The organism is Hufsiella arboris, from assembly GCF_009834875.1.
Taxonomy (GTDB): Bacteria; Bacteroidota; Bacteroidia; order Sphingobacteriales; family Sphingobacteriaceae; genus Hufsiella_A; species Hufsiella_A arboris.
In genome coordinates this window covers 96,503-117,669 of sequence record NZ_WVHT01000007.1, presented here as the reverse complement: position 1 = coordinate 117,669, position 21,167 = coordinate 96,503, and the positions used below count along the sequence as shown (strand labels likewise).

General features: G+C 43.9%; 14 protein-coding genes. 1 reads left to right on the top strand and 13 read right to left on the bottom strand.

What is annotated here, in order from left to right:
• Positions 1–52: 52 nt before the first annotated feature.
• The 9 genes from GS399_RS15020 to GS399_RS14980 all read right to left on the bottom strand — a co-directional run bounded on the left by GS399_RS15020 (position 53) and on the right by GS399_RS14980 (position 10,529).
• Complete coding sequence (locus GS399_RS15020; protein WP_160845468.1) at positions 53–1,438, bottom strand: FGGY-family carbohydrate kinase; 1,386 nt, start codon at positions 1,436–1,438, stop codon at positions 53–55.
• Between the two features lie 21 nt (positions 1,439–1,459).
• On the bottom strand, positions 1,460–2,734 hold the full coding sequence (locus tag GS399_RS15015) for a sugar isomerase (RefSeq protein WP_160845467.1): 1,275 nt from the start codon (positions 2,732–2,734) through the stop codon (positions 1,460–1,462).
• Between the two features lie 35 nt (positions 2,735–2,769).
• The gene (locus tag GS399_RS15010) at positions 2,770–4,890 is read right to left on the bottom strand and encodes a bifunctional aldolase/short-chain dehydrogenase (protein WP_160845466.1); all 2,121 of its coding nucleotides are present in this window, start codon (positions 4,888–4,890) and stop codon (positions 2,770–2,772) included.
• A 19-nt stretch (positions 4,891–4,909) separates the two neighbouring features.
• Positions 4,910–5,986, bottom strand: coding sequence for an L-rhamnose/proton symporter RhaT (gene rhaT, locus GS399_RS15005; RefSeq protein ID WP_160845465.1), 1,077 nt, complete (start codon positions 5,984–5,986; stop codon positions 4,910–4,912).
• Between the two features lie 215 nt (positions 5,987–6,201).
• Positions 6,202–7,233 carry a GntR family transcriptional regulator gene (locus tag GS399_RS15000; protein ID WP_160845464.1) on the bottom strand — a complete coding sequence of 344 codons (1,032 nt, stop codon included), beginning with the start codon at positions 7,231–7,233 and terminating at the stop codon, positions 6,202–6,204.
• A gap of 26 nt (positions 7,234–7,259) precedes the next feature.
• The gene (locus GS399_RS14995; RefSeq protein ID WP_160845463.1) at positions 7,260–8,213 is read right to left on the bottom strand and encodes a glycoside hydrolase family 43 protein; all 954 of its coding nucleotides are present in this window, start codon (positions 8,211–8,213) and stop codon (positions 7,260–7,262) included.
• A gap of 5 nt (positions 8,214–8,218) precedes the next feature.
• Entirely contained in the window at positions 8,219–8,527 is a 309-nt protein-coding gene (rhaM, locus tag GS399_RS14990) for an L-rhamnose mutarotase (RefSeq protein ID WP_160845462.1), read from the bottom strand.
• A 54-nt stretch (positions 8,528–8,581) separates the two neighbouring features.
• The gene (locus GS399_RS14985; protein WP_160845461.1) at positions 8,582–9,715 is read right to left on the bottom strand and encodes a glycoside hydrolase family 88/105 protein; all 1,134 of its coding nucleotides are present in this window, start codon (positions 9,713–9,715) and stop codon (positions 8,582–8,584) included.
• A gap of 181 nt (positions 9,716–9,896) precedes the next feature.
• Entirely contained in the window at positions 9,897–10,529 is a 633-nt protein-coding gene (locus GS399_RS14980; RefSeq protein WP_160845460.1) for an SGNH/GDSL hydrolase family protein, read from the bottom strand.
• A 165-nt stretch (positions 10,530–10,694) separates the two neighbouring features.
• Between GS399_RS14980 and GS399_RS14975 the strand changes: the two genes are divergently transcribed.
• On the top strand, positions 10,695–12,356 hold the full coding sequence (locus tag GS399_RS14975; RefSeq protein WP_160845459.1) for a GH39 family glycosyl hydrolase: 1,662 nt from the start codon (positions 10,695–10,697) through the stop codon (positions 12,354–12,356).
• Positions 12,357–12,412: 56 nt separating this feature from the next.
• On the opposite strand, the gene GS399_RS14970 is transcribed toward GS399_RS14975, so the two are convergent.
• The 4 genes from GS399_RS14970 to GS399_RS14955 all read right to left on the bottom strand — a co-directional run bounded on the left by GS399_RS14970 (position 12,413) and on the right by GS399_RS14955 (position 21,167).
• Positions 12,413–13,780, bottom strand: a complete 1,368-nt coding sequence (locus GS399_RS14970; RefSeq protein WP_160845458.1) for a glycoside hydrolase family 88/105 protein — start codon at positions 13,778–13,780, stop codon at positions 12,413–12,415.
• A gap of 48 nt (positions 13,781–13,828) precedes the next feature.
• On the bottom strand, positions 13,829–16,687 hold the full coding sequence (locus GS399_RS14965; protein WP_160845457.1) for a glycoside hydrolase family 2 protein: 2,859 nt from the start codon (positions 16,685–16,687) through the stop codon (positions 13,829–13,831).
• Between the two features lies 1 nt (position 16,688).
• On the bottom strand, positions 16,689–19,529 hold the full coding sequence (locus GS399_RS14960; RefSeq protein WP_160845456.1) for a glycosyl hydrolase: 2,841 nt from the start codon (positions 19,527–19,529) through the stop codon (positions 16,689–16,691).
• A 279-nt stretch (positions 19,530–19,808) separates the two neighbouring features.
• Positions 19,809–21,167, bottom strand: coding sequence for a Gfo/Idh/MocA family protein (locus GS399_RS14955; RefSeq protein ID WP_160845455.1), 1,359 nt, complete (start codon positions 21,165–21,167; stop codon positions 19,809–19,811).

Sequence of the window (21,167 nt, the reverse complement as noted above, 5' to 3'; positions counted from 1 at the left end):
TCCATCACTTAAGCGTCGGATTATACATTTTCGAATCCCAATTAACTATTCATCAGGAAACAACCTTCAAAAACGGTACATATAATTTTAGCCCGATAACGTCTCCCGGCAGCGGCCTGTCATTCCAGTTATTATGAATGGCTACCGCGGCGCCCATGGCGGTTGCCTGCGCCATAGAAGCTGCGTAAACCTCAAATCCCGGAAATGCCATGGCCAGCAAATTCATGTAAATAACGTTGCCTGAAAAGCCGCCGTCGACGAAAATTCGTTTTACTTTACTTTTTTCCAAAACCAGATTGGTAGATATAAATTGCTTAAAAATCAGCGTATAAATTAAATAGTGATAGGCTTCAGTATCACTGCTGAAACGGCTGAGATCTTCTTTTTCAAAGTTCAGATAATTAATACCGAGTCTGTTGAAATATATCGGCAGAGCTTCTTCGGGCAGAAACTTTCTCATGATCTTCAGATCAAATTTTAAGGATTTATATTTAGTATAAGACTGGCCGAAATATTCTGCGATTCGTTTTACTTCCTTATCATGCTCATAACCGGCAAATAAACGCGATGCCTTGACCGGCTTACCTTTATAACTGAGGTAGCAAAGGCAATCCTGCGAAAGTTCAAATTTCGTTAGAGGAGAATTGTTGAAAGGGTTCAGGCTGATACACCAGGTTCCCGTTGAAATTAAGATAAAAGGTTCGTGAAAACTTTCAAGGTAGGGTATCAACGCTGCGGAACTATCATGAAGACCGACACCTGAAGGAAACTTGTCACTGGGAAAAACGGAAGGAATGACGGCATCTCCAGGAAAAATCGGAGCTAGTTTATCAGCCAGCTTTTCTTTTGAAACCCAATCCTGGTATGTGTTCTTCTGAAAGTTCCATAAGCTTGTATGACATCCGATACTCGTGATATCACTGTATAACTTACCAGTTATAATGGAGCTCATGTATTGCGGAAGATGAAGGGCGTAACGTACCTTTTTAAAAATCTCCGGCTGCTCACATTTCAGCCGATATAACTGCATGCCGGAATTTAAACTGCCCAAAACAGGCGATGCGGAACTTAAAGCAAGTTCTTGTTCATCACCATATTTGCGATAAAATTCATACTTAAGCTTTTCAGGATATGCTTTCAGGTAATTATAGAGCGGCGTCAGCGGACGTCCACGCTGATCAACATAAACGAGACTGGCTCCATAAGTGGAAAAGTTAATCGCCTTAATATCAAACTCCTTGTTTCTGATTACCTCACTCAGGGAATCGAAAACCGACAAGCGAAGGCTTTCCAGATTTTCGCAGCTATCACCGTCTTCGTCAACGGTCTCTGTAAATCTCGCTGAACGTTCAAAAACAATCCGGTAATCCTCGTCGAAAAGAAAAAGCTTTTTATTGGTTTTACCTACATCAAATATGGCAATTACTGGTACCGGCATCTTGAAAGACTAATTCACGGTTTATAATCCTGTGGCTACAGTTTTCAGTCCACGCTCATCAATTAGTTTTTTACGCACATCCAGCGTTCTGAAAAGTGCTATCGGATCTAACGCGGCTCCTGCTCGTAGTCTGGCTTCGGCAACCAGCGGGCGAACATCCGTTCGGTGTGCATGCTGAAGAATTTCCTGGCAAAGAGCAACATCATGGACCTGTTGAGCTGCTTTCAAAGCTGTACGATCTACCAAAAGTGATTGCGCATAAGCCATCATGATCGCTTCAACTGACTGAAGCAAATCTTCGAGCGGATCTTTTACATTATGGGAAGCATCGATCATCCAGCCAAGATCTGTTGCATGATTCATACCCCTGGCATCCATTCCTTCAACAAGTTCGTTGAATATCAGAAACAGCTGATATGGTTTTAGAGAACCTGCGGTAAGATCATCGTCGCCGTATTTTGAATCATTGAAGTGAAACCCTCCCAGCTTACCTTCCATCAGTAGCAATGATACGATCTGCTCGATGTTGGCATTAGGTAAATGATGTCCAAGATCTACTAATGTGAATGCCTTCTCTCCCAATTTGGTTGCATACAACAAGGATTGACCCCAATCGCCAACTGTAGTAGAATAAAAATTAGGCTCATATGCTTTGTACTCTACAAATATTTTCCAGTCGGTCGGTAAAGCGGCATAAATTTCACGCAGGCTGTCGAGCGTCCGTTGAAAGGCTTCACGAAAGTTTAATTGACCAGGGAAACAAGAGCCATCGGCAAGCCATACAGTTAAAGATTTTGAGCCAAGGGCCTCGCCATGTTTTATAACTTCAATATTATGCTCAATCGCCTGCCGTCGTACATTCTCATCCACATGCTGCAACGATCCGAATTTGTAACTGAACTCTTGCGCGGCCTGATCCTGGAAGGTGTTCGAATTCATCGCGTCGAACTTCAGGTTTAATGATCCGGCCAGGTTTTTTATTTTTTCGGCATCTGATGGAATATCCCATGGAATATGTAGCGATACAGCGCCGCTGCTTCCGTTTAACTGGTGCAAGAGGCCGATGTCCATTAATTTATCTTCAAGATTCCGGGGTTCACCGCCTCCGGAAAATCTCCCAAAACGCGTACCACCGGTTCCCAAAGCCCAGCTTGGAATGGCAATCTGAAAATCAACTAGCTTTTGAATGATATTTTTAGCTGATGTATTTTCCTCCAGGAAAAAGCTTATCCTTTTCTGGTGTTTATCGTCGAGCTCTGAATTATGCTGATCAATCCTATATTTCTCTAACCTCATTATTTTAATTTAAGAAGATTAATTGGTTGTAATTTCTATCTGACAAAAGCCATAGCCACGCCGCCATCTACGTTCAAAACATTACCTGTAGACTTATCGAGCAAACCGCCAACAAATGCGAAACAAGCATTGGCTATATCGTCCGGTAATATTATTTTATTCAGTAATGTTCGTTTAGCATAATATTCAGGAAGTTCCGCGACCGTTATTCCGTAAGCTTTCGCCCGGCCTTCGGCCCAGCCGCCAGCCCAAATATTGCTGTCGCTTATAACCGCATCCGGATTTACTACGTTAACACGAATACCTGCCGCTCCAAGCTCAGCCGCATTCAACCGGCTTAAATGCAATTGTGCAGCTTTTGCACTTCCGTATCCGGCATTGTTGGGCCCGCTTACCAAGGCGTTTTTGCTGACAATATTGATAACGTCGCCGCCTGTATTTTGGTCTTTCATTAATTTCACCATCGCCTGTGTGACCATAAACTGCCCTTTTACAAGCACATCGTACAATAAATCCCAATCTTTCCCGGTATGATCTTCAATCGACTTAGAAATCGAAAGGCCCGCGTTGTTTACAACGATATCCACCCCGCCAAAGGTTAAAGCAGTTCTTTTCAGTGCTTTTTCAATTTGCTCGTGATTAGTCACATCTAAGGGCGTGGTAGCAACCGAATCTTTACCAAAATTACTGATGAACTCATCTCCTGCTTCTTTCAGGCGTTTCTCATTCATGTCATTTAACACGACACAAGCGCCTTCTTCAACAAATTTTTTAGCAATGGCTTTGCCAATTCCGCCGCCGCTGCCTGTAATTAAAGCAACCTTACCCGTCAGCGGTTTCGGCTTAGGCATGCGCTGGAGTTTCGCTTCTTCCAGTAACCAGTATTCGATATTAAATGCTTCCTGGCGCGGCAGCGATGTGTATTCAGATATCGCTTCTGAACCTTTCATAACGTTGATGGCATTGATGTAGAACTCGGCGGCAACACGCGCAGTTTGTTTATCTTTTGAAAAAGTGAACATACCAACGCCGGGATAAAGTATAACCACCGGGTTACTGTCGCGGATAGCCGGACTGTTTGGATGCTTGCAGTTTTCGTAATATTCACGGTACATTGCCCGGTATGTATCGAACTGCGGCACAAGCTTATTTTTGATTGCTGCGACATCAGAAATATCTTCGTCTGGCTCCAGGTTAAGTACCAGCGGACTGATTTTAGTTCGTAAAAAGTGATCCGGGCAGCTTGTACCAAGCGGCGCCAACCTGTCGAGATCGTTTGAATTAATAAATTCCAGAACCCTGGCATCATCGGTAAAATGGCCAAGCATTAAGCGGTCGCTGGAACAAAAACCACGGAGTACCGGGGCTAACGATGCGGCCTTTTCGTGGCGTTCATCTTCCGGAAGGCTGTTTATCTTTTGTCCGCCGAATACCGGTTTACTTTTCCCGTAGCTCTGCTCCAAGTAGTCTGCGCACTTTTCAATTACCTCTAAGGTATTGATATAACTTTCGTAAGCAGTGTCGCCCCAGGTAAACAAGCCATGGGAACCCAACATGATTCCGCGAATGCCTGGGTTTGCATCCAGGCAAGCTTTTAATTTTAAGCCAAGGTCGAAACCCGGCTTTTGCCAAGGCACCCAGCCAATCGTACCGTTAAATAATTCCCGGGTAATTTGCTCGCCGTCTTTGGCGGCAGCGATTGCGATTGCTGCGTCGGGATGCAGGTGGTCTATATGTTTAAAGGGCAAAAACCCGTGCAGCGGTGTATCAATTGATGGCGCTTTCGAGCATAAATCGTAGATACAATGATTAAAGAGATCAACCATTTCATCCTCATGTTCGATACCGCGGTAAATATTTTTCAGGTTACGTAAACGATCAACATACAGCGCCGCCAATCCACTCCTTTTCAGTGTACCCAAGTCGCCGCCCGAGCCTTTTACCCACATTACTTCCGTGTCTTCGCCCGTAAGCGGATTTTTGGATATCACTTTACAAGATGTGTTGCCTCCCCCATAGTTAGTCAGACGCAGATCTGCGCCAAGCAAATTAGAACGATAAATTAATAAAGCGACTTCATCACCAGCCAGTTTAGCCGCTTCCGCCTCGTCCCACAAATAACTTACACGTTTAAAAGATGATGTTGTCAAAGACATATTATTGTTATTTAAAATGTTATTTAATCGAATTGCCTATACCTACAATAATTATAGATAAAAGAATTACCATGATGCCAGCCACTATCGTCAGCATAGTTTTTCTGCTGACTCCTTTCCATTCTTTCAACACCAGGCCCCATAAATTTGCTACCAATATGATTGAAGCCATATGCAGTATCCACGAGCTGGCGCCGTTGCCAAGCCTGCTTTCGCCCATGCCGTAGAAGAAAAACTGCAGGAACCAGGTTGTACCCGCAAGCGCCGAGAATATATAATTTTTTAAAAGCGGCGTTTTGCTGTTCGTGTAATCTCCGAAAGATTTATTGCGGTAATTTAAGATCATGCACCAGATAAAATTGGTTGTTAAACCGCCCCACAATACAACCACGTAGGTAACATTATTCTGAAACAAAAACTCGCCCTGACCAGGATTAGCGGCTTTCCACAGTTCATTCGCCTGGTTCGCCATGTCTTTTCCGGCGTCGATGCCGAAGGCAAAACAGGCACTTAACACGCCCGAAATAATTGAAACGATCAACCCCAGACCGAGCTTAAACTCGGCGTTTGATGACTTCTTTTCTACAGCGCTCATCCCTTTATCTTTCATCTGGCCGGCTTTTCCGCAAATGACAATTCCGATGATACAAACGAGAAGCCCAAGAATCACTAACTGTCCCCAGCTTGAGGAAGCCATCATGCTTATTGTTTCTTTACCAGCTTTTGGGTAAAATTCGTAGTAGACAGATGGTATCAACGACCCAAATACTGAGCATAAACCCAGAATTATGGAACTACCAAGGGCTACCCCAAGATACCTTACTCCCAATCCATATGTTAAGCCCCCGATTCCCCATAATAAACCGAACAGGTAAGAATAAAATAAAGTTGATGAGGAAGTTGACGCTATGATCTCCCAGAAAGAAGGAATAGTTAGAAACGCGGCTAAGGGTGGAACGATAAGCCATGAAAAAAGGCCGCCAATAATCCAATAACTTTCCCACGACCAACCCTTAACTTTTTTGTACGGAATGTAAAAACTGCCTGAAGCAAATCCACCAAGTAAATGGTAGAAAACACCGAAAATTGCTTGCATTTATGTCGATTTATAATTAGTTTATATTGGCCCTGCCAAAGTAGGAAGATAAGAATTTTCAACTGTTATGTACTATCATGTCATAAGGCAACTGAAATCAAACATGTAAGTTTACCGTCCCAAAACGTTAAAAAACGGGAATTATCATAAAAGAAACGGTAAGCACACGGCGATGCGGATTTATCTTTCCCGCGATTCAAAACAATCACAATTAATTAAATCGACGGCCTGATTGTTATCCGGAAAGGTACTTCTTTATGCTCGATCGTTTGATTTTTAATCATCTCGGCAGCCATCGCCCCCATCATTTTAAAATCGGTTGAAATAGTAGTTATACCATTAAGAAGCAGCTTTTTTAAAGGTGTTTCATTATAAGATATAATTCCTACTTCCTTGCCCATTCGCAGGTTTAACGACATGATACGCTCTATCAGCTTAACGAGGTCGTCTTCCATCAGGTTAATAAACACTTCGCCTTTCCCGATAGGTTCATTTTCGATGTCATCTACTACGAAATGATTGAAAGCATATTGCCGGCAAAAGCGCTTAAAACCGTTTACAATCTCTTTTGGAAAATAACTGGGTTTGGGAAATATAAGCTTCAAGGTATGATATTTTGTTAGCTGGCCTTTGGCGTCGTCAAGCGCTTTATAGATATCATTTTCAAAATTCTCGTAAATGGCGGCAAAAGTGCCATCAACACCCGGAACTTTTTTATCAAGGAGGATAAGCTTTTCTTTTGGAAGCGTATTAATGATTTCATAAGCATTTTCGCCGCCTTCTACAAAATGCGGCAGGATCACATAGTGCGAATAATCGGTCCGTTTGTTCTGAATAAGCCGTTTAAAAAGCGCGAAATCATTATTGTAGATATAGAAGTCAATTGCTGCATCTTCACCAAGCGATGATACGAAAGAGTCGTAAATAATTTTTTTATGCGCCGACAACTTATTGAAGAGTAAAAATATTTTGATCTTCCGCTTAAAATCGGTGTTACCGATATAGTAGCCTTTGCCTGGAACAGAAACGATGACCCCCCTTTTTTTCAGATATTTATACCCTTTCTCGGCAGTGTCACGGGAAACTTCCAGTACATAACTCAGCTCATTAATCGACGGAAGGATATCGTCTTTTTTTAGATATCCATTTTCAACAGCTGCAATAATTGATTCACTCAACTGCAGATATTTAGGCGTCGCGGAATATTCATCAACAACTATAAATTTGAAAAAATCAGGCGCTTTCATTATCAAAACATCGTTATGTACAAAGGTCAGTTGCTATCAAAGGACTTCTGTAAAATACTTAATTCCGCTTTTGTTATTTCCAGTATCGTTCCATGACGGATTCCCTTCGGAAGGTCAATTTCATCGGAAATGTCTTTCCAATTTTCTAAGTCACCGGAAGAAATTGCGCCATAGCGATGTAAAGTGTATTTATCGAAATAGATAATCCATTGTGAGCCTTTTTTCAATAAAGTAGGCCCTTCCGCCCAGTAATCACTAGTAATCGGTTTTCCCGCAGCTGAATACGGCCCGGCTAAGTTTTTACCGGACGCGATCTTCAGATTTTTTTGCGGTGGCTCGCGGGTTTCATCTTTCATAAACATCAGGTACCGGTCGCTATCTTTAACGATTGTTGCATCGATCACGTTGAAGCCGGGATCATAAAGCAATTTAGTTGGCGAATAAGATTTGAAATCAGGTGTTGTTGTATAATAGATACGGTGATTGTAGCCGCTTTCCTTTTCTGATGCCGTCTCGGTGAATTTTCCGGTTATAGTAGTCGACCAGTATATCATGTAATTACGCTTTTTAGTATCGTAGGTAATCTCCGGAGCCCAGCAATTCCGTGATCCTTCTTCCTGTTTCATTACCGGAAGAAACTCCTGCTCCGACCAGTGTACCAGGTCGCTGGAACTAGCGTAACCAATGCCCTTATCCTTCCAGCTGGCCGTCCATACCATATGAAACTTCTTATCGCCGCCGCGGATTATGCATGGGTCGCGCATAAGCTTTTCATTGCCGACCGCCGGCTTCAAAACAGAGCTGTCTTTGTGCAACGCTTTCCAATGAAAACCATCTTCACTATAAGCCAAATGCAGGCCGTCCTCTCCATTATTTTTAAAATACGAAAACAGGTAGATAGTATCGTTTTTGAACTGCCCAGAAGAAAATAAAACACAAAAAAACGTGGCAAGAATGCTCAGGCAGATTACTTTTTTCATTCGTTTCAATCCAGGTGAAAAACTATTTTTAACGGTTTGCTGACCGGCGAAAGATCATCATTTGTTTCCATGATGTCGGCCATGTAAGCCCACCATTTTTTAACTATTTCTGTGTCTCCAAGATCCTGCGATGAAGCACCGGTTTGCTGTTGTACCGCGAATAACTGGTTAGTGTCTTCGTCTAAAAAAATTGAATAATCGCTCACGCCATTTTTTTTCAGCAATTCCGCCAGTTCCGGCCATATTGCATCGTGCCGCTTTTTATACTCCTCTGCAAATCCGTTTTTTAACTTCATTACGAATGCTGTTTTCATATTGCTACTTTATAAGTCGAATTATAATCTCAATTTCAGGGATGCTTCTTTTTGCTATTTCATTTTATAAACTTCCGAACCTGCGAGCAGGAAACATCCCAATCCATAATCTTCAAAATCGGGAATATGATCATAGCTCACCGGCTGTCCATCTTTTGGTTCCTTGCCAGTGCCTTGTACAAACCCAAGCATCCCGTCAGGATGTACAGCGTTTTTGCATACGGCATTCCATGCTTTAGACAGAACGGGCTCGTAAGTCGCGCGGTCCAGCCAACCATGATTGATGCCCGCTGCCATTCCGTAAATAAAGAGTGATGTTCCAGAAGTTTCCGGACCACCGAAATGTGTTGGATCATGAAGACTGACATTCCAGAAACCATCGCTGCGCTGAAACGGAAGCAAGGCTTTCATCATCTGCTTATAATCCGCCATGTATTCGTCCCGATGCAAAGCATTTTCTGGCATCAGATCCAATACTTTAACAAGAGCGGCAACAACCCAGCCGTTGCCACGCGACCAGTAACAGTCTTCTCCGTTAGGCTCTTTATACGGCGGCACAAAATCTTTGTCCCGCCACCAAAGTCCGTCCTTTTCGTTATATAAGCCACCGCCTTCAACCGTTTTGGAATGCCGGTACATTTTGTACATGTACCCGAGGTATTTCGGGTCGTTTTTCAGCTTGCTTAGTTTGGCGAAAACCGGCATCCCCATCTGCAGCGCATCAATCCAGGTCCAGTCGTCAACCCTACCCGATGAAATCATCAGGTCTATAGATTGAGAGATCGCCTCGATACGTTCCGGTTTTTGATCAATTTGATAAAGGTCGATGTAAGTTTGCCCGCAGGCCTGATCGTCTGCATTTCGGGCGTTTACGCCGCCACGAAGGTTCCACTGATGTTTTTGACCCCATTCTACCGCATAGTCATAATATTTCTCATCCTTGTCGATGCCATAAAGTGCCATCAAACCTTCATAGTAAACAGCACGTGTCCAGATGTTGCTCGGGCGTTCTTTGTTCGTGACGATTGACTTGCCCGGATCGGGCCACTTTTGCATAAAATAGACGTTAGCCTTGCGCATACACTGGAGTGTTCCCTTCTTATCGGACACAAGGCCTTTTTTGGAACTACAACCAGCGATCAGGAGTAAGGCCAATGGAAAAAAAAGATAGTCCAGAAACCGATGCATAAATTTTATTTTGTGATTGGTATAATTAAATTATTCGTCCGACTGGTTGCAACCTTCCGGATAACCATATTTGTCATTTTTAATAGTTCGTGCAGCGAAGCTTAATTGGCTAAACCGCTATTTTAAGTTTAATGCCGATGTAACGCAACCTGCTGCATCCTGTATATACTTGTATTTTATATTAATTTAACCGCTTCCAAACCATTTCTGCGATTTCTTTTTGCCCGGCGAGATTCGGATGTAATCCATCCGCGTAGTTTGATTTACTTACCGTATGCAGCAATGAAACGAACTCCACATGTTCTTCTTTCGCCAAAGCTTTATATTTCTTGCTCAATGCCTGAAGCGCATTTTTGGTATTGTCATTATACTTCTTCTTTATGTTCACCTCGTTCATCGTTTTTAGATTGATATCCGTTGGCGCGAGTATTACAATATCTGCTTTCCCGTTGACTTGTCTGATTTCGGCTATCATCCATTTCATATTTTCCACACAACTATTCACCATTGAACCTGTTCCGTCTTTTAAGTCATTTACACCAAGAAAAATCAGGTATTCATTAGCTTTGGGATATTTTTCAAGTACGGGTAGCAATTCTTTTTTATCCGATGTTTTTCTCCCGCTTCTGCCGGCGTTAACGAAATCGACTTCCGGATGCAGTTCTTTTAGATACGACACCCAACTGTACCCATCGACATTTGCACCATAAGTAATAGAATCTCCAAAACATACCGCCTGGCCGCTTAAGCCTTTTTCTTTAAAGCCAACAAAGGCCAAAGCCAATAGAGATATTAACGCAATTTTAATTTTCATACTGTTTGATTTAGCCCTGGCCAAATGCTACACGGTTCACTTTCCCGTTTTTCCAGGAATTACGTGAAACCATCTTACAAAGAAATTTAATGTTCCGGATTGATTATAGCCGGGTCTTTTGGCTAATTTACAACATCCAAACCATTCGCATTGAAAACGACTATTATGTTGAAAAAACCCTTTGCCATTGCCTTACTCGCTCTTCTTTCTTCAACCCTTTTCGCGCAAGATGCGGTCATTCAGGTAAATCTTGATAAAGAAATCGGTTCGATGACGCCAATCTGGAGCTGGTTTGGGTATGACGAACCAAACTACACCTATATGAAAGACGGACAAAAGCTGCTGACCGAGCTTTCGCAACTAAGCAAGTCGCCGGTATATGTTCGCACCCATAATCTGCTCACTTCGGGCGATGGCACGCCGGCGCTGAAATGGGGTTCAACCCATGCATACACCGAGGATAAGCATGGAAATCCTGTTTATAACTGGGAAATCACAGACAAAATATTCGATACTTACGTTAAGCGCGGGATGAAACCGCTTGCACAGATCGGCTTTATGCCGGAAGCTTTGTCGACCAAGCCGCATCCATATCAGCATCAATGGAAACCTGGTCTTCCTTATAGCGTTATTGAAACCGGCTGGGCCTATCCGCCAAAAGATTATAAAAAGTGGGGCGACCTTACTTATGAATGGGTGAAGCATTGTGTAAAGCGATATGGCCAAAAGGAGGTTGAAAGCTGGTATTGGGAAGTATGGAATGAACCCGACGGCGCTTATTGGAAAGGTACGCTACCTGAATTTTTCAAGCTTTATGACTACGCAGCCGATGGCGTTAAACGGGCCTTGCCAACGGCAAAAATTGGCGGAGCGAATGTTACCGGCGGAGGCATGAAGTTTTTAAACGCTTTCATTAAACATTGCTTGTATGATACCAACTATGTTACCGGCAAGATTGGCTCACCGCTCGATGCCGTGCTGTTTCATGCGAAAGGATCTCCCCGCCTCGTAAATGGCGTTGTACAGATGGATATACGCAGACAGCTCAGGAATATCGACGACAATATGAAGGTCATTGCAAGTTTTCCCGAGTTAAAAGACAAAGCTATTATTATTGGCGAGTCTGACCCGGAAGGTTGCGCGGCTTGCGGGATGTCGACCAACCCGGAGAATGCTTACCGTAATGGCACGATGTATTCCAGCTACACGGCCGCATCCTTTGCAAGGCATTATGAACTGTCCGACAAATTTAAAACAAATCTCATTGGCGCCGTTTCCTGGTCGTTTGAATTTGAAGATCAGCCCTGGTTTGCCGGTTTCAGGGACCTGGCGACAAACGGCGTGGACAAGCCGGTTTTAAACGTGTTCCGCATGTTTGGAAAAATGAGCGGATCAAGGGTGGCGGTAACCGGTAATAGCATGTATTCCTTAACCACAGTTCTTGATTCAAGTATCCGAAATAAGAACGAAATCGGTGCCATGGCAGCTAAAGGAAAAAACTCGGCAACGATTATGGTCTGGAATTATCACGACACAAACAAACCCGGCGATATCATCCCGGTTTCTGTTGCAGTAAGCGGCCTGGCCCAAAAAGACATCACCTTAACAGAGTATCGCATTGATGAAAGTCATAGCAATTCATACACCGCATGGAAAAAGATGGGCAGCCCCGCAAATCCAACCCAGAGTCAAATAAAACAACTTCAGGAAGCAGGGATGCTGCAAACTATAGAAAATAATAGCCTCCGAAAAGAAACCGGTAGCACGGTGGTTATCGAAACCCAATTACCCGGCCAGGCAGTGGCCTTAGTTAAACTCACCTGGTAAGGATTTTCAGCATCCTTGTCAAATCCTAAACTGAAAATGACAACCTATTCACCATACTATTTTATTTGAACCGCGCTGTCGTTAATTTCGAAAGGATGCTTTTCAAGAAGCCTGTAAATTTCGGAACCGGCTAGCAGAACCGGTCCGTAACCATGTGCGGCGAAATTGCTTATCGGCCTGTAGTAGTAAAACGCCGGGTCGAAAGCCATCCCCGTTCCAACACATGTGCCTTCTACCTGCCCTTTCTGATTTACTTTTGTACTTACAGCGCTCCACGCTAACAAAGCTGCCGGACCATAAGCCTTTGCCTCAAGCCAGCCCTTGTTTATCGCACGTGCGAAGCAATAGGCATAAATCGCGGTAGCAGAGGTTTCTAAGTATGAATCGTCACGATCCAGAAGCTGATGCCAGAATCCGGTTTTATCCTGTCTTTGCGCTAAACCTGCTGCATGTTTAGCTAATTGATCCAATATGAATTGCCGTGAAGGATGATTTTCCGGCATAACGTCCAGCAGTTCGATCATCGTCATGATAACCCAGCCATTTGCCCTGGCCCAATGAAACTGCGGATGAGGCTCCATGCCTTGTACCCATCCGTGCATGTACAGGCCGCGTTCGGTATTGAACATTCTTTCGGAAAACTGTTTAAACTGCTTGCCGGCCTCATCGAAATACTTACTGTCTCCTGTTAGCCTCCCCATTTGCGCCATCGCCGGTAAACTCATATACAGATCGTCGAGCCATAACGTATTGGGCTGGGGCCGGTTACGGGCTAGTGTCCCATCGGCCAACCGAAATTCTTTTGTCATGATGTAATTGAGGTAATTATCAACCATTGGCTTAACCAGTTCTTTTTTCGCACCCTGATTCATAGCCTTGATCATAGAAGCAGCGATTGAGCCCGCGTCGTCAAGTGCATGAGGCGCTAACACCGAACGGACGGGTGTGGCGACATTCGGATTCTTTTTCAAAAAATCTTTATAATTTTTTACAACGTCGCCGATAAAATTCACCCGGTTAAGCGTGTATGATGTAAACTTTTTGTCGCCGGTTGCTATCCCCGCTTCGAGCATTCCGGTATAAGTAACGCCCCATTCATAACTTAACAGCCTGAAATCTCCGGGCTTGAAAATTGAATTGGTATCAGCCTTCGACAAGTCAGTGACAGCCTGATCTGATGTTTTGTCAACCAGTTCAGTTGGTGTTACCGCATTCAGATAATTGTAAACCCGGTCCAACACGATCTTAACGTTATCTTTCGTAGTCTCACCGTAAGGCGTTTCATATTGGGGCTTCATTAAATGAAGTGGCATCGTTGAATCGTTACCTTTTCCGGTTACGTATTGCGCGCCGACATTAAACGAAAAAAACAATAGCGCCGCGCTGAAAACGGCTGACCTGTTAAAGAAACGTTGATAGTTCATTGTTAGTTAGATTTGGTTAATTGAATCTGGTTGAGCGTTATCAATTGGTTAATTTGTCAGGATATTTTCTTTGGGCATTACAAACTGCCTTGAATTATTATCGCCTTTTTGAAGTCCGAAATAAAAATAAAGTGTCCGTCTTTTTTCTCCGCTAAATTCATTCATCTCTCCAGCAGGGCCGTAATTCTCGGGATGCGGCGTAATTCTCATTCCCAGCTTGCTTCCAATTGCGGGAATGCCATCAAGGAAAGAAATATCTCCTTTCGGAAGATCAGGGTGAGGTTTTAGACCCGTAAGGCCGTAAAAATCAAAAAGACGCACATAAAGTTCATCATCCGGTGTTCCGACAAGAAATTTACCTTCCACTGTATTCATCTGGATCCAGCTGACATCCGCGAAATAACCCTTGAATTCAGGATATATCCAGGGCGCGGCACCGGTTTGAGTATTATTTTTCAGATTTTCCCAAGTGCTGCACGAAACGCCTTCCAGCCTGTTCTTCCAAACTCTGTAAGGGCCTTTGCCAAGCCAGCGTGCGCCTAAAACGAAATTTTCCGGATAATTGAAACTGATTCCGCCGAAAGGATATTTTCCCTGCAAGGTGTATGAATAGTCCATTTTTAACCATCCCGACGGCACCATAGTCCAGGTTATTTTTTGCATGTCACCGGTGTAATTAGCTTCAATAGTAGCCTGGTTATTTTCTAGTTTGTAACTCAGCGAATCGAACACCGCGTTTCCGCTTACCAATACCGGACCGTCTTTGAATGATAAAGGCATGCTTGTTGAATTTGCCAGCGAAGCGATCATACCTGTTCTTTTGCTGAACGTTACACTTATTTCACCGCCTTTAACTGTCAGCAGGGAATCGTTTTCGGAAACACGTACACTATCCGGACCTTTATCGCTAACGATATCTTCGAGCAGCTGCTTATTAGATTTGACCTTCCAAACCCAGCGATATATTTCCTTTCCGGCCGGATCAGATGCGGAAAGCGCTAATCCGTCGGCATGCTTCCAGTCAGCTGGGAGCTTCAGGGCGAGGATTCCTTTTTGTGTTGGCGCGATATCCGGCGATCTGGCAGTTCCGCTGTTTAGTATTTCTTCACCTGCAAACTGATCTTTCGGCGAGCGAAATTTCAGTGTCGACCATTTAAAACTGCAATCCGCTATATTGATGAAGTTGTACCGATTTTCGATAGAAATCTTTCCCTTAAAATCATCCGGAAGCTTTTTCATGTCGATTTTAACAGGCGAAAAGATCTCGCGTATGGCATAAAAACTGCCTTCTTTTTCCCGGTGGGGGCCTAAAATTCCGTCGGGGGCATTTACACCGTTCACATCGATCATTCCATTGTGATCCGTTCTTGCCAGCCCTTCATCAAGCAAGGCCCAGATAAATCCTCCGGCTCCGCGCTTCGAATTCCAATGAAGATTCCACATTTCCGAAAGCCCTGCACCACCGGCACCATCATCCTGCGCATGCATGAACTCGGTAACCATGTAGATATTTGAGTCGGCAAGTATTTTCTGTGTGCTGTAGTAATCCTCGTAGTGATTACAGTCGATACCGTTAATAGCATTGCCTGGTTTATGATGGGCATGAATCACGGTTCTGGCAGAGAGATCGTATTTGGCATAGTCGTCATCAAGGTCGAAATTATGTCCGCCTTCGTTCCCGTTACTCCAAAAAATGATCGAAGGATGGTTCGCATCCCGTGTCACCATTTCCTTCACCAGGGGTTCGCCGGCTTTAGTGCTATAGGCTTTCTGCCAGCCTGCCAGTTCGTCTAATACGTATAATCCGAGTGAATCGCAATAGTTCAGGAAAGACGCATCCGGCGGATAATGAGAACAGCGAACGGCGTTCATGTTCATTTCCTTGATAAGTTTCACATCATTCAGATCGATTCCGGCATTCACACATCGCCCGCTTTCAGGCCACCAGACATGCCGGTTAACGCCTTTCATTTTAATTTTCGTTCCATTTACATAGATCCCGTCTCCTTTGCGCACCTCAATAGTTCGGAAGCCGAAGCGTTCAGTTGACTTATAAACCGTTTGTGTTCCTTCCGATAAGGTGGTTGTAACTTCATATAGATCTGGAGTTTCCGCCGTCCAGAGATCCGGGTTATTAACTTTTGTTTTTAGCGTAATTGACGTGTCAGCTTTCGAATTCGTGAACTGGGTGTTTCCGACAATCCGACCTTCGCCGTCTTTGATCTGCGCGGAAATAACCGCTCCTTTCACAGGGTTTTCAAGATGAACAGCTATTGCGAAGTTGCCATCAGCTTTCGCATTGATGGAAGTCCATTCGATGTGATGACGCGGAACTGCTTCAAGGTAAACCGGGCGAAAAATTCCTCCCAGAATCCAGTAATCTGCAAGCCGTTCGGCATTGTTAACAGATTGATCTGCTGACATTTTGCTTACGGCAACTTCAAGTTGATTAGGTTTTCCGTAAACAAGCTTATCGGATATATCGTACTTAAAGCGATAGAAAGCCCCCTGATGGATTTTACCGGCAGGTTTCCCGTTAATTTTAACTTCCGTATCTGTCATGGAGCCTTCAAAAACAATCTTAATTTCCTTACCCTTCCAGCTTTCGGGAACGCTGAAGTTGTATTTATAGAACCCTTTTTCGTCGGCGAAACGAAAGTTCTTGCCATACGTAACATAGTCACGGCCATAGTTATAGTCGCCAAAACCTTGCTGCTCCCAATGTCCGGGAACATTGATTTTCTGCCAACTGCCAGCTTTGCGGCCTCCTGAACAAAAGAAATCCCAGGCAACCGTATGGTCGTTGTCCTTTCCTGACAAATATTGAACAAGCTTAGTTTGCGCAGTGACACTATCTGAAAATAAACCTGTTAAGATGATAATGGCTGAAAAAAATCTGAACTTCATTTTATTGAGGTTTATTAAACTTTACCGGGGTTAAAGATACCGGACCGATTAAACCGGAGGCGTGCGGAGTCCAGTTTTTGGCAGTAAATTTTCCATCTTCGCCCCTGTTTTCTTTAAGCCTGGCCGACATGTTGATGTTGTAAAACTTCCGGTAAGGCCGGTTATTTTTATCCATGTAAGCGATGCGGTTAGCCATCAGGTTGGCGACTTCAACAACAAGTGTATTTTGCTTTTTTAATTGCGAAGTTGCAATAATCAACTGATAATCCGGACCAATAAGTGTTTCAAGCAAATTGCCATTCAAGTATACTTTCGCACTACTTTCAACTGATCCAAGATTCAAAATCCAGGCATCAGAGTAACTTTTAGGTTTACCGAACTTAACCGAATAACGAGCTGTACCAGAGAAATTTTTATAATCCTGCCCTTCAAAATCCGTCCACGACCGAAGATTTTCGGTTTTTACCTGTGCCGGTAAACTCGGACCGCCATTTATAAAATCAATCGTCCACAAACCTTTTACGGAAACCGGCTCTCCGGCAACTTCCGGATATTGATAATTTGCTGCATGATCCTCGTCATCGAATGTTTGAACAATAACGCTCTCGCTGTTTTTCAACTGCAGATATATTTCTGTGTTTCCGTTTTTGTGTCTTATAGCGCCGTAACCTGATTGGCCGACCAACGGATTGAATACTGCGATTGATTTGGCTTCGGCGTTTAACTGAACCCATCCGGTAATATTTTTTCCGCTTTTATTAACCAGGAAATAATATTTACCTGTTGCATTTGCGCGTCGAATAAATTCGATACCGGAGGCAGTCATTGGTTCGGCGTAAACGTTTAGCAGTTTTAGATCGTTCAAGTCGGTAACAAGCATAACTCTCCCTTTGCCAACCGTTGCCGTTTTAGCTGAAAATTTCAAACCTGATATGATTTTTGCTAATTGAGCCCGCCGGTTTTGCAGATCATTGAAACCGGGAACATCTTGCGGCATTTTTTGATAAAAAACGATTGACGCTCCGTTTTCAGCCAGCTTAACCAGGTGCTGCAATGTTTCAAGCGGCATTTGCTCAGCTGCCGGAACAATAATCGTTTTGTATTGCACATCGGCTGTTCGTATTAATCCATTTTCAGCTTTTGTATTCTGAACCTGGCGGTCGGAAATAAAATCAAACGAATAACCTGCTTTGTATAGCTGATTAGCTGCACTATCAAATGAGCTACCCTTGAATCCATGTTCTATGCCGTCGAAATGCACAAGCTGCGAGCGTCCCTTTATAGCTACTGCATCGTAAAAAGGTAAATAAACAAGCACGTCATTGTCGGGCTTTCCCAGTTGCAAAAACGACTGAACCCTTGCAACATAATTGTTCAGCGTCGGAAAATCTTCCCAAAACGTATTATCAGGAGTAAAGTGCACAGCGGCGTAGAACAGCCATCCCGGCCAGGCAGCATCTTTTGGAGTATAATTTGCCCCATGGTAAAATGTATGATTTATTCCGCCAAGGAAATACATATCCATTTTTCTTTTCACGTCGCCCAAACCAGAAAGAAAGTGTTCATTCAGCCAGGTTGCCGACTCAGATGAGGACAATTTTTTGCCGGTTACATGTGCGGCAGAGGAAGCGAACTTAACCCGCAGTACATCATCGCCCTCTGCTTCGGGGATATCGGTTGCCGCATACAAATCGAGTATATTTGCAGGTGAACCGTGCGCCTGGTTCCGGATGAGCTTACTTTTTTGTGCGGCCCACTTATGCCAGGCCATCGTGTAATGTTCAAGCAGTAAATCGGATACTGTTTCACGATAATCTGTAAGCACACGCTTGTTCTCATCCGCCGACGCCAACCCAACAAGCGCCGGCAAATGACCTTTCAGATCATATCCTCTTCTCGATTTAAACTGGCTAAGGAAATCAGGTGTCCAGTCTGCTTCGCCTATCGCGTCGTCAACCTCGTACGAATCGTTGAAAAATCCCCGCAAATAAGAAAGATCATGCCCGGCAAACGCCCGATCAAAATGATTTAAATAGTTATTTGTAGCACTTAAGGAAAAATGATCAATCGCGTAGCCTTCTCCTCCCGGACCGGCGCGTTCAACCATTTTTCCGTGAAGGCCCTGAAAAATAGCTACGAGCGTCCACTTTCCTGCGGGCGCTTTCCAGCTAAGCATTCCGTTTTTACCTACTTTAGCCGATAGATCTAGCACCTCTCCTTTTTCAGAATAGGCCATCAGTGTTTCCGCTGGCAGCGTTTCCGGGTAACGAACCTGGTCGATTGCTAACAGCTGCAAGTTCTCATTTGCAGTTATCGGCTTTTTGAGTACAGCCAAATCTATTTTCTGCCCTTCCTGTCTTAAAATACCTTTTTGATCGTAAATGACGGGTTCTTTCAATGTTTGTCCCCCGCTAAGTTTGTAAATCTTGTAATCGAAGTATTTACTGGCATCAGCATTTTTCACCCATGGCCCACCGAATGGCCAACCACTCGCCTGCGCCATATCAATTCCGAGGCCGGCTCGTTCTGCTTGTTTTAACGTATAGTCAAGCATATTCATCCATTTCGGTAATGTGAAATCGATAAATTTATTTTCTTCTCCTTTTACACCGTAAATGCTTGTAATTTCCATTCCGCCGAGGCCGGCGTTTTTGTATTCGTTGATGATCCATTTTAAATTAACTGTATCAACAGCGCTGCCCTCCCACCACCAGCGTGTCCAGGGCTTTGCCTGCTGAGTTATTTCGGGCCATGCCAGGGAATTTTGAGCAAAACTCTTTCCCGGGAAAAACCAAAGAGTAGCAGAAAATAGCGTGATCGTTAAGATATTTCTTTTAAGCATGCAATTACCTGTAAGGTCCGTGAAACAACAAGGTCTAATAGTAAACGCTGTTTCACCTGCCTAATTTAGGTGTAATCATCTGTGAAGATGAATTGGTTATTTATCGTATCCTAAAAGTATGCACTACCACACGTTAGATTGTCCTGTGGCATCCTGTATCGATACATATCTAACAAGATTTTTACGTTCTAACAAAAAGAGGTCGCATTCGGGCGAATATGACCTCTTTTAACCAACGGGAACTGTGAACTAACTAATATAGTTCGGCTTCTTAATAATTCAATATTTAAAAACTTTCCCTCCTGCCATAACATCTTGCGTACTCTCGTTAAACGTTGCCTTGGTACCGGTTCTTACGGCTGCGTTAGTCATGATATTTGCGATGGAATGATAGTAACCAGCTTCAACCGGCGCATTAGGTTGTTTGCGGCTGCGAATACATTCCATCCAGTTTCTAACGTGATTAAGTACCAGGGTATCTGCCCCGGTATTTGCCGCAGCAACCGCTTGTACCGACTTATCGGCAAGTGTAACATTGGGAAGCAGGTTCGGCTTCATATTCATTGCCGATGCAAACTTTTCGGTTAAACCACCTTCCGGCGAAACTGTATTGGTAATCAGATTCAGCTCACCGCCATTTGAATAATAGATTTCGGCGGGGCGCTCATCACCGTTTTGCATACGCGAACTGAAAATAACCTGGAAGCCGTTTGATGGATCGCCCGATGGGCCATAATCAAACACAGCAGTGGTCGTATCCCAATTTTTACGGCCGTCTTTCCAAGTATAAATGCCGCCGTTTGCCACAACACTGCGCGGATGTTTTAAACCGGAAAACCAGTGCACGGTATCAATCTGGTGGCTCATCCACTGTCCCGGCATACCGGAGGAATAGGGCCAGAATAAGCGATATTCAAGATATTTCCTCGGATCGAACGGTTCGTAAGGCCGGTTTAGCAAAAAACGCTTCCAGTCGGTATCTTGTTCCTTTAGCTTAGCAACCAGTTCAGGCCGGCGCCATCTGCCAGGCTGATTAACATTCCAGGTTAGCTCAACCATCGAGATATCGCCGAATTTGCCTGATTTGATAAAATCTTCGGCGGCTTTATAATTGCTTCCGCTTCGGCGTTGTGACCCGATTTGAACAATTTTCCCGGTTTCTTTAACCGCTTTCAGCGCGGCCCGGTTATCTTCCATCGTTTCAGCAAAGGGTTTTTCTACGTAAGCGTCGCAACCGGCTTTTACCGCTTCGATACAATGCAGCGCGTGCTGGAAATCAGACGAAGTAATAAAAACCGCATCCAGATCCTTCACATTGTATAATTCGTCATTATTTACGCAGGCCGTAATATCATGACCCATTTTCTCTTTCAAATAGGCCTGGCCCTCCTCTCTGCGATATTTCCATATGTCGGAAACTGCAATAAGATCAAAGTTAAGCTCCTTGTTACTTGCCAGGAAAGCCGGAAATAATGAAGATCGAAAGCGGTCAGAAAATCCAACCAATCCAACCCGGACACGATCGTTGGCTCCTAAAATCCGGGCATAACTTTTTGCACTAAAGCCAAGCGTACCAGCGTAAGTACCGGCAGCCGCAATTGCCGACTGTTTTATAAACTTTCTTCTTGAATATGCCAT

Bases quoted from the DNA above. Each gene is read 5' to 3' on its own strand.
- GS399_RS15020 (WP_160845468.1), bottom strand. From the start codon at position 1,438: ATGCCGGTACCAGTAATTGCCATATTTGATGTAGGTAAAACCAATAAA.
- GS399_RS15015 (WP_160845467.1), bottom strand. From the start codon at position 2,734: ATGAGGTTAGAGAAATATAGGATTGATCAGCATAATTCAGAGCTCGAC.
- GS399_RS15010 (WP_160845466.1), bottom strand. From the start codon at position 4,890: ATGTCTTTGACAACATCATCTTTTAAACGTGTAAGTTATTTGTGGGAC.
- rhaT (WP_160845465.1), bottom strand. From the start codon at position 5,986: ATGCAAGCAATTTTCGGTGTTTTCTACCATTTACTTGGTGGATTTGCT.
- GS399_RS15000 (WP_160845464.1), bottom strand. From the start codon at position 7,233: ATGAAAGCGCCTGATTTTTTCAAATTTATAGTTGTTGATGAATATTCC.
- GS399_RS14995 (WP_160845463.1), bottom strand. From the start codon at position 8,213: ATGAAAAAAGTAATCTGCCTGAGCATTCTTGCCACGTTTTTTTGTGTT.
- rhaM (WP_160845462.1), bottom strand. From the start codon at position 8,527: ATGAAAACAGCATTCGTAATGAAGTTAAAAAACGGATTTGCAGAGGAG.
- GS399_RS14985 (WP_160845461.1), bottom strand. From the start codon at position 9,715: ATGCATCGGTTTCTGGACTATCTTTTTTTTCCATTGGCCTTACTCCTG.
- GS399_RS14980 (WP_160845460.1), bottom strand. From the start codon at position 10,529: ATGAAAATTAAAATTGCGTTAATATCTCTATTGGCTTTGGCCTTTGTT.
- GS399_RS14975 (WP_160845459.1), top strand. From the start codon at position 10,695: ATGTTGAAAAAACCCTTTGCCATTGCCTTACTCGCTCTTCTTTCTTCA.
- GS399_RS14970 (WP_160845458.1), bottom strand. From the start codon at position 13,780: ATGAACTATCAACGTTTCTTTAACAGGTCAGCCGTTTTCAGCGCGGCG.
- GS399_RS14965 (WP_160845457.1), bottom strand. From the start codon at position 16,687: ATGAAGTTCAGATTTTTTTCAGCCATTATCATCTTAACAGGTTTATTT.
- GS399_RS14960 (WP_160845456.1), bottom strand. From the start codon at position 19,529: ATGCTTAAAAGAAATATCTTAACGATCACGCTATTTTCTGCTACTCTT.
- GS399_RS14955 (WP_160845455.1), bottom strand. From the start codon at position 21,167: ATGGCATATTCAAGAAGAAAGTTTATAAAACAGTCGGCAATTGCGGCT.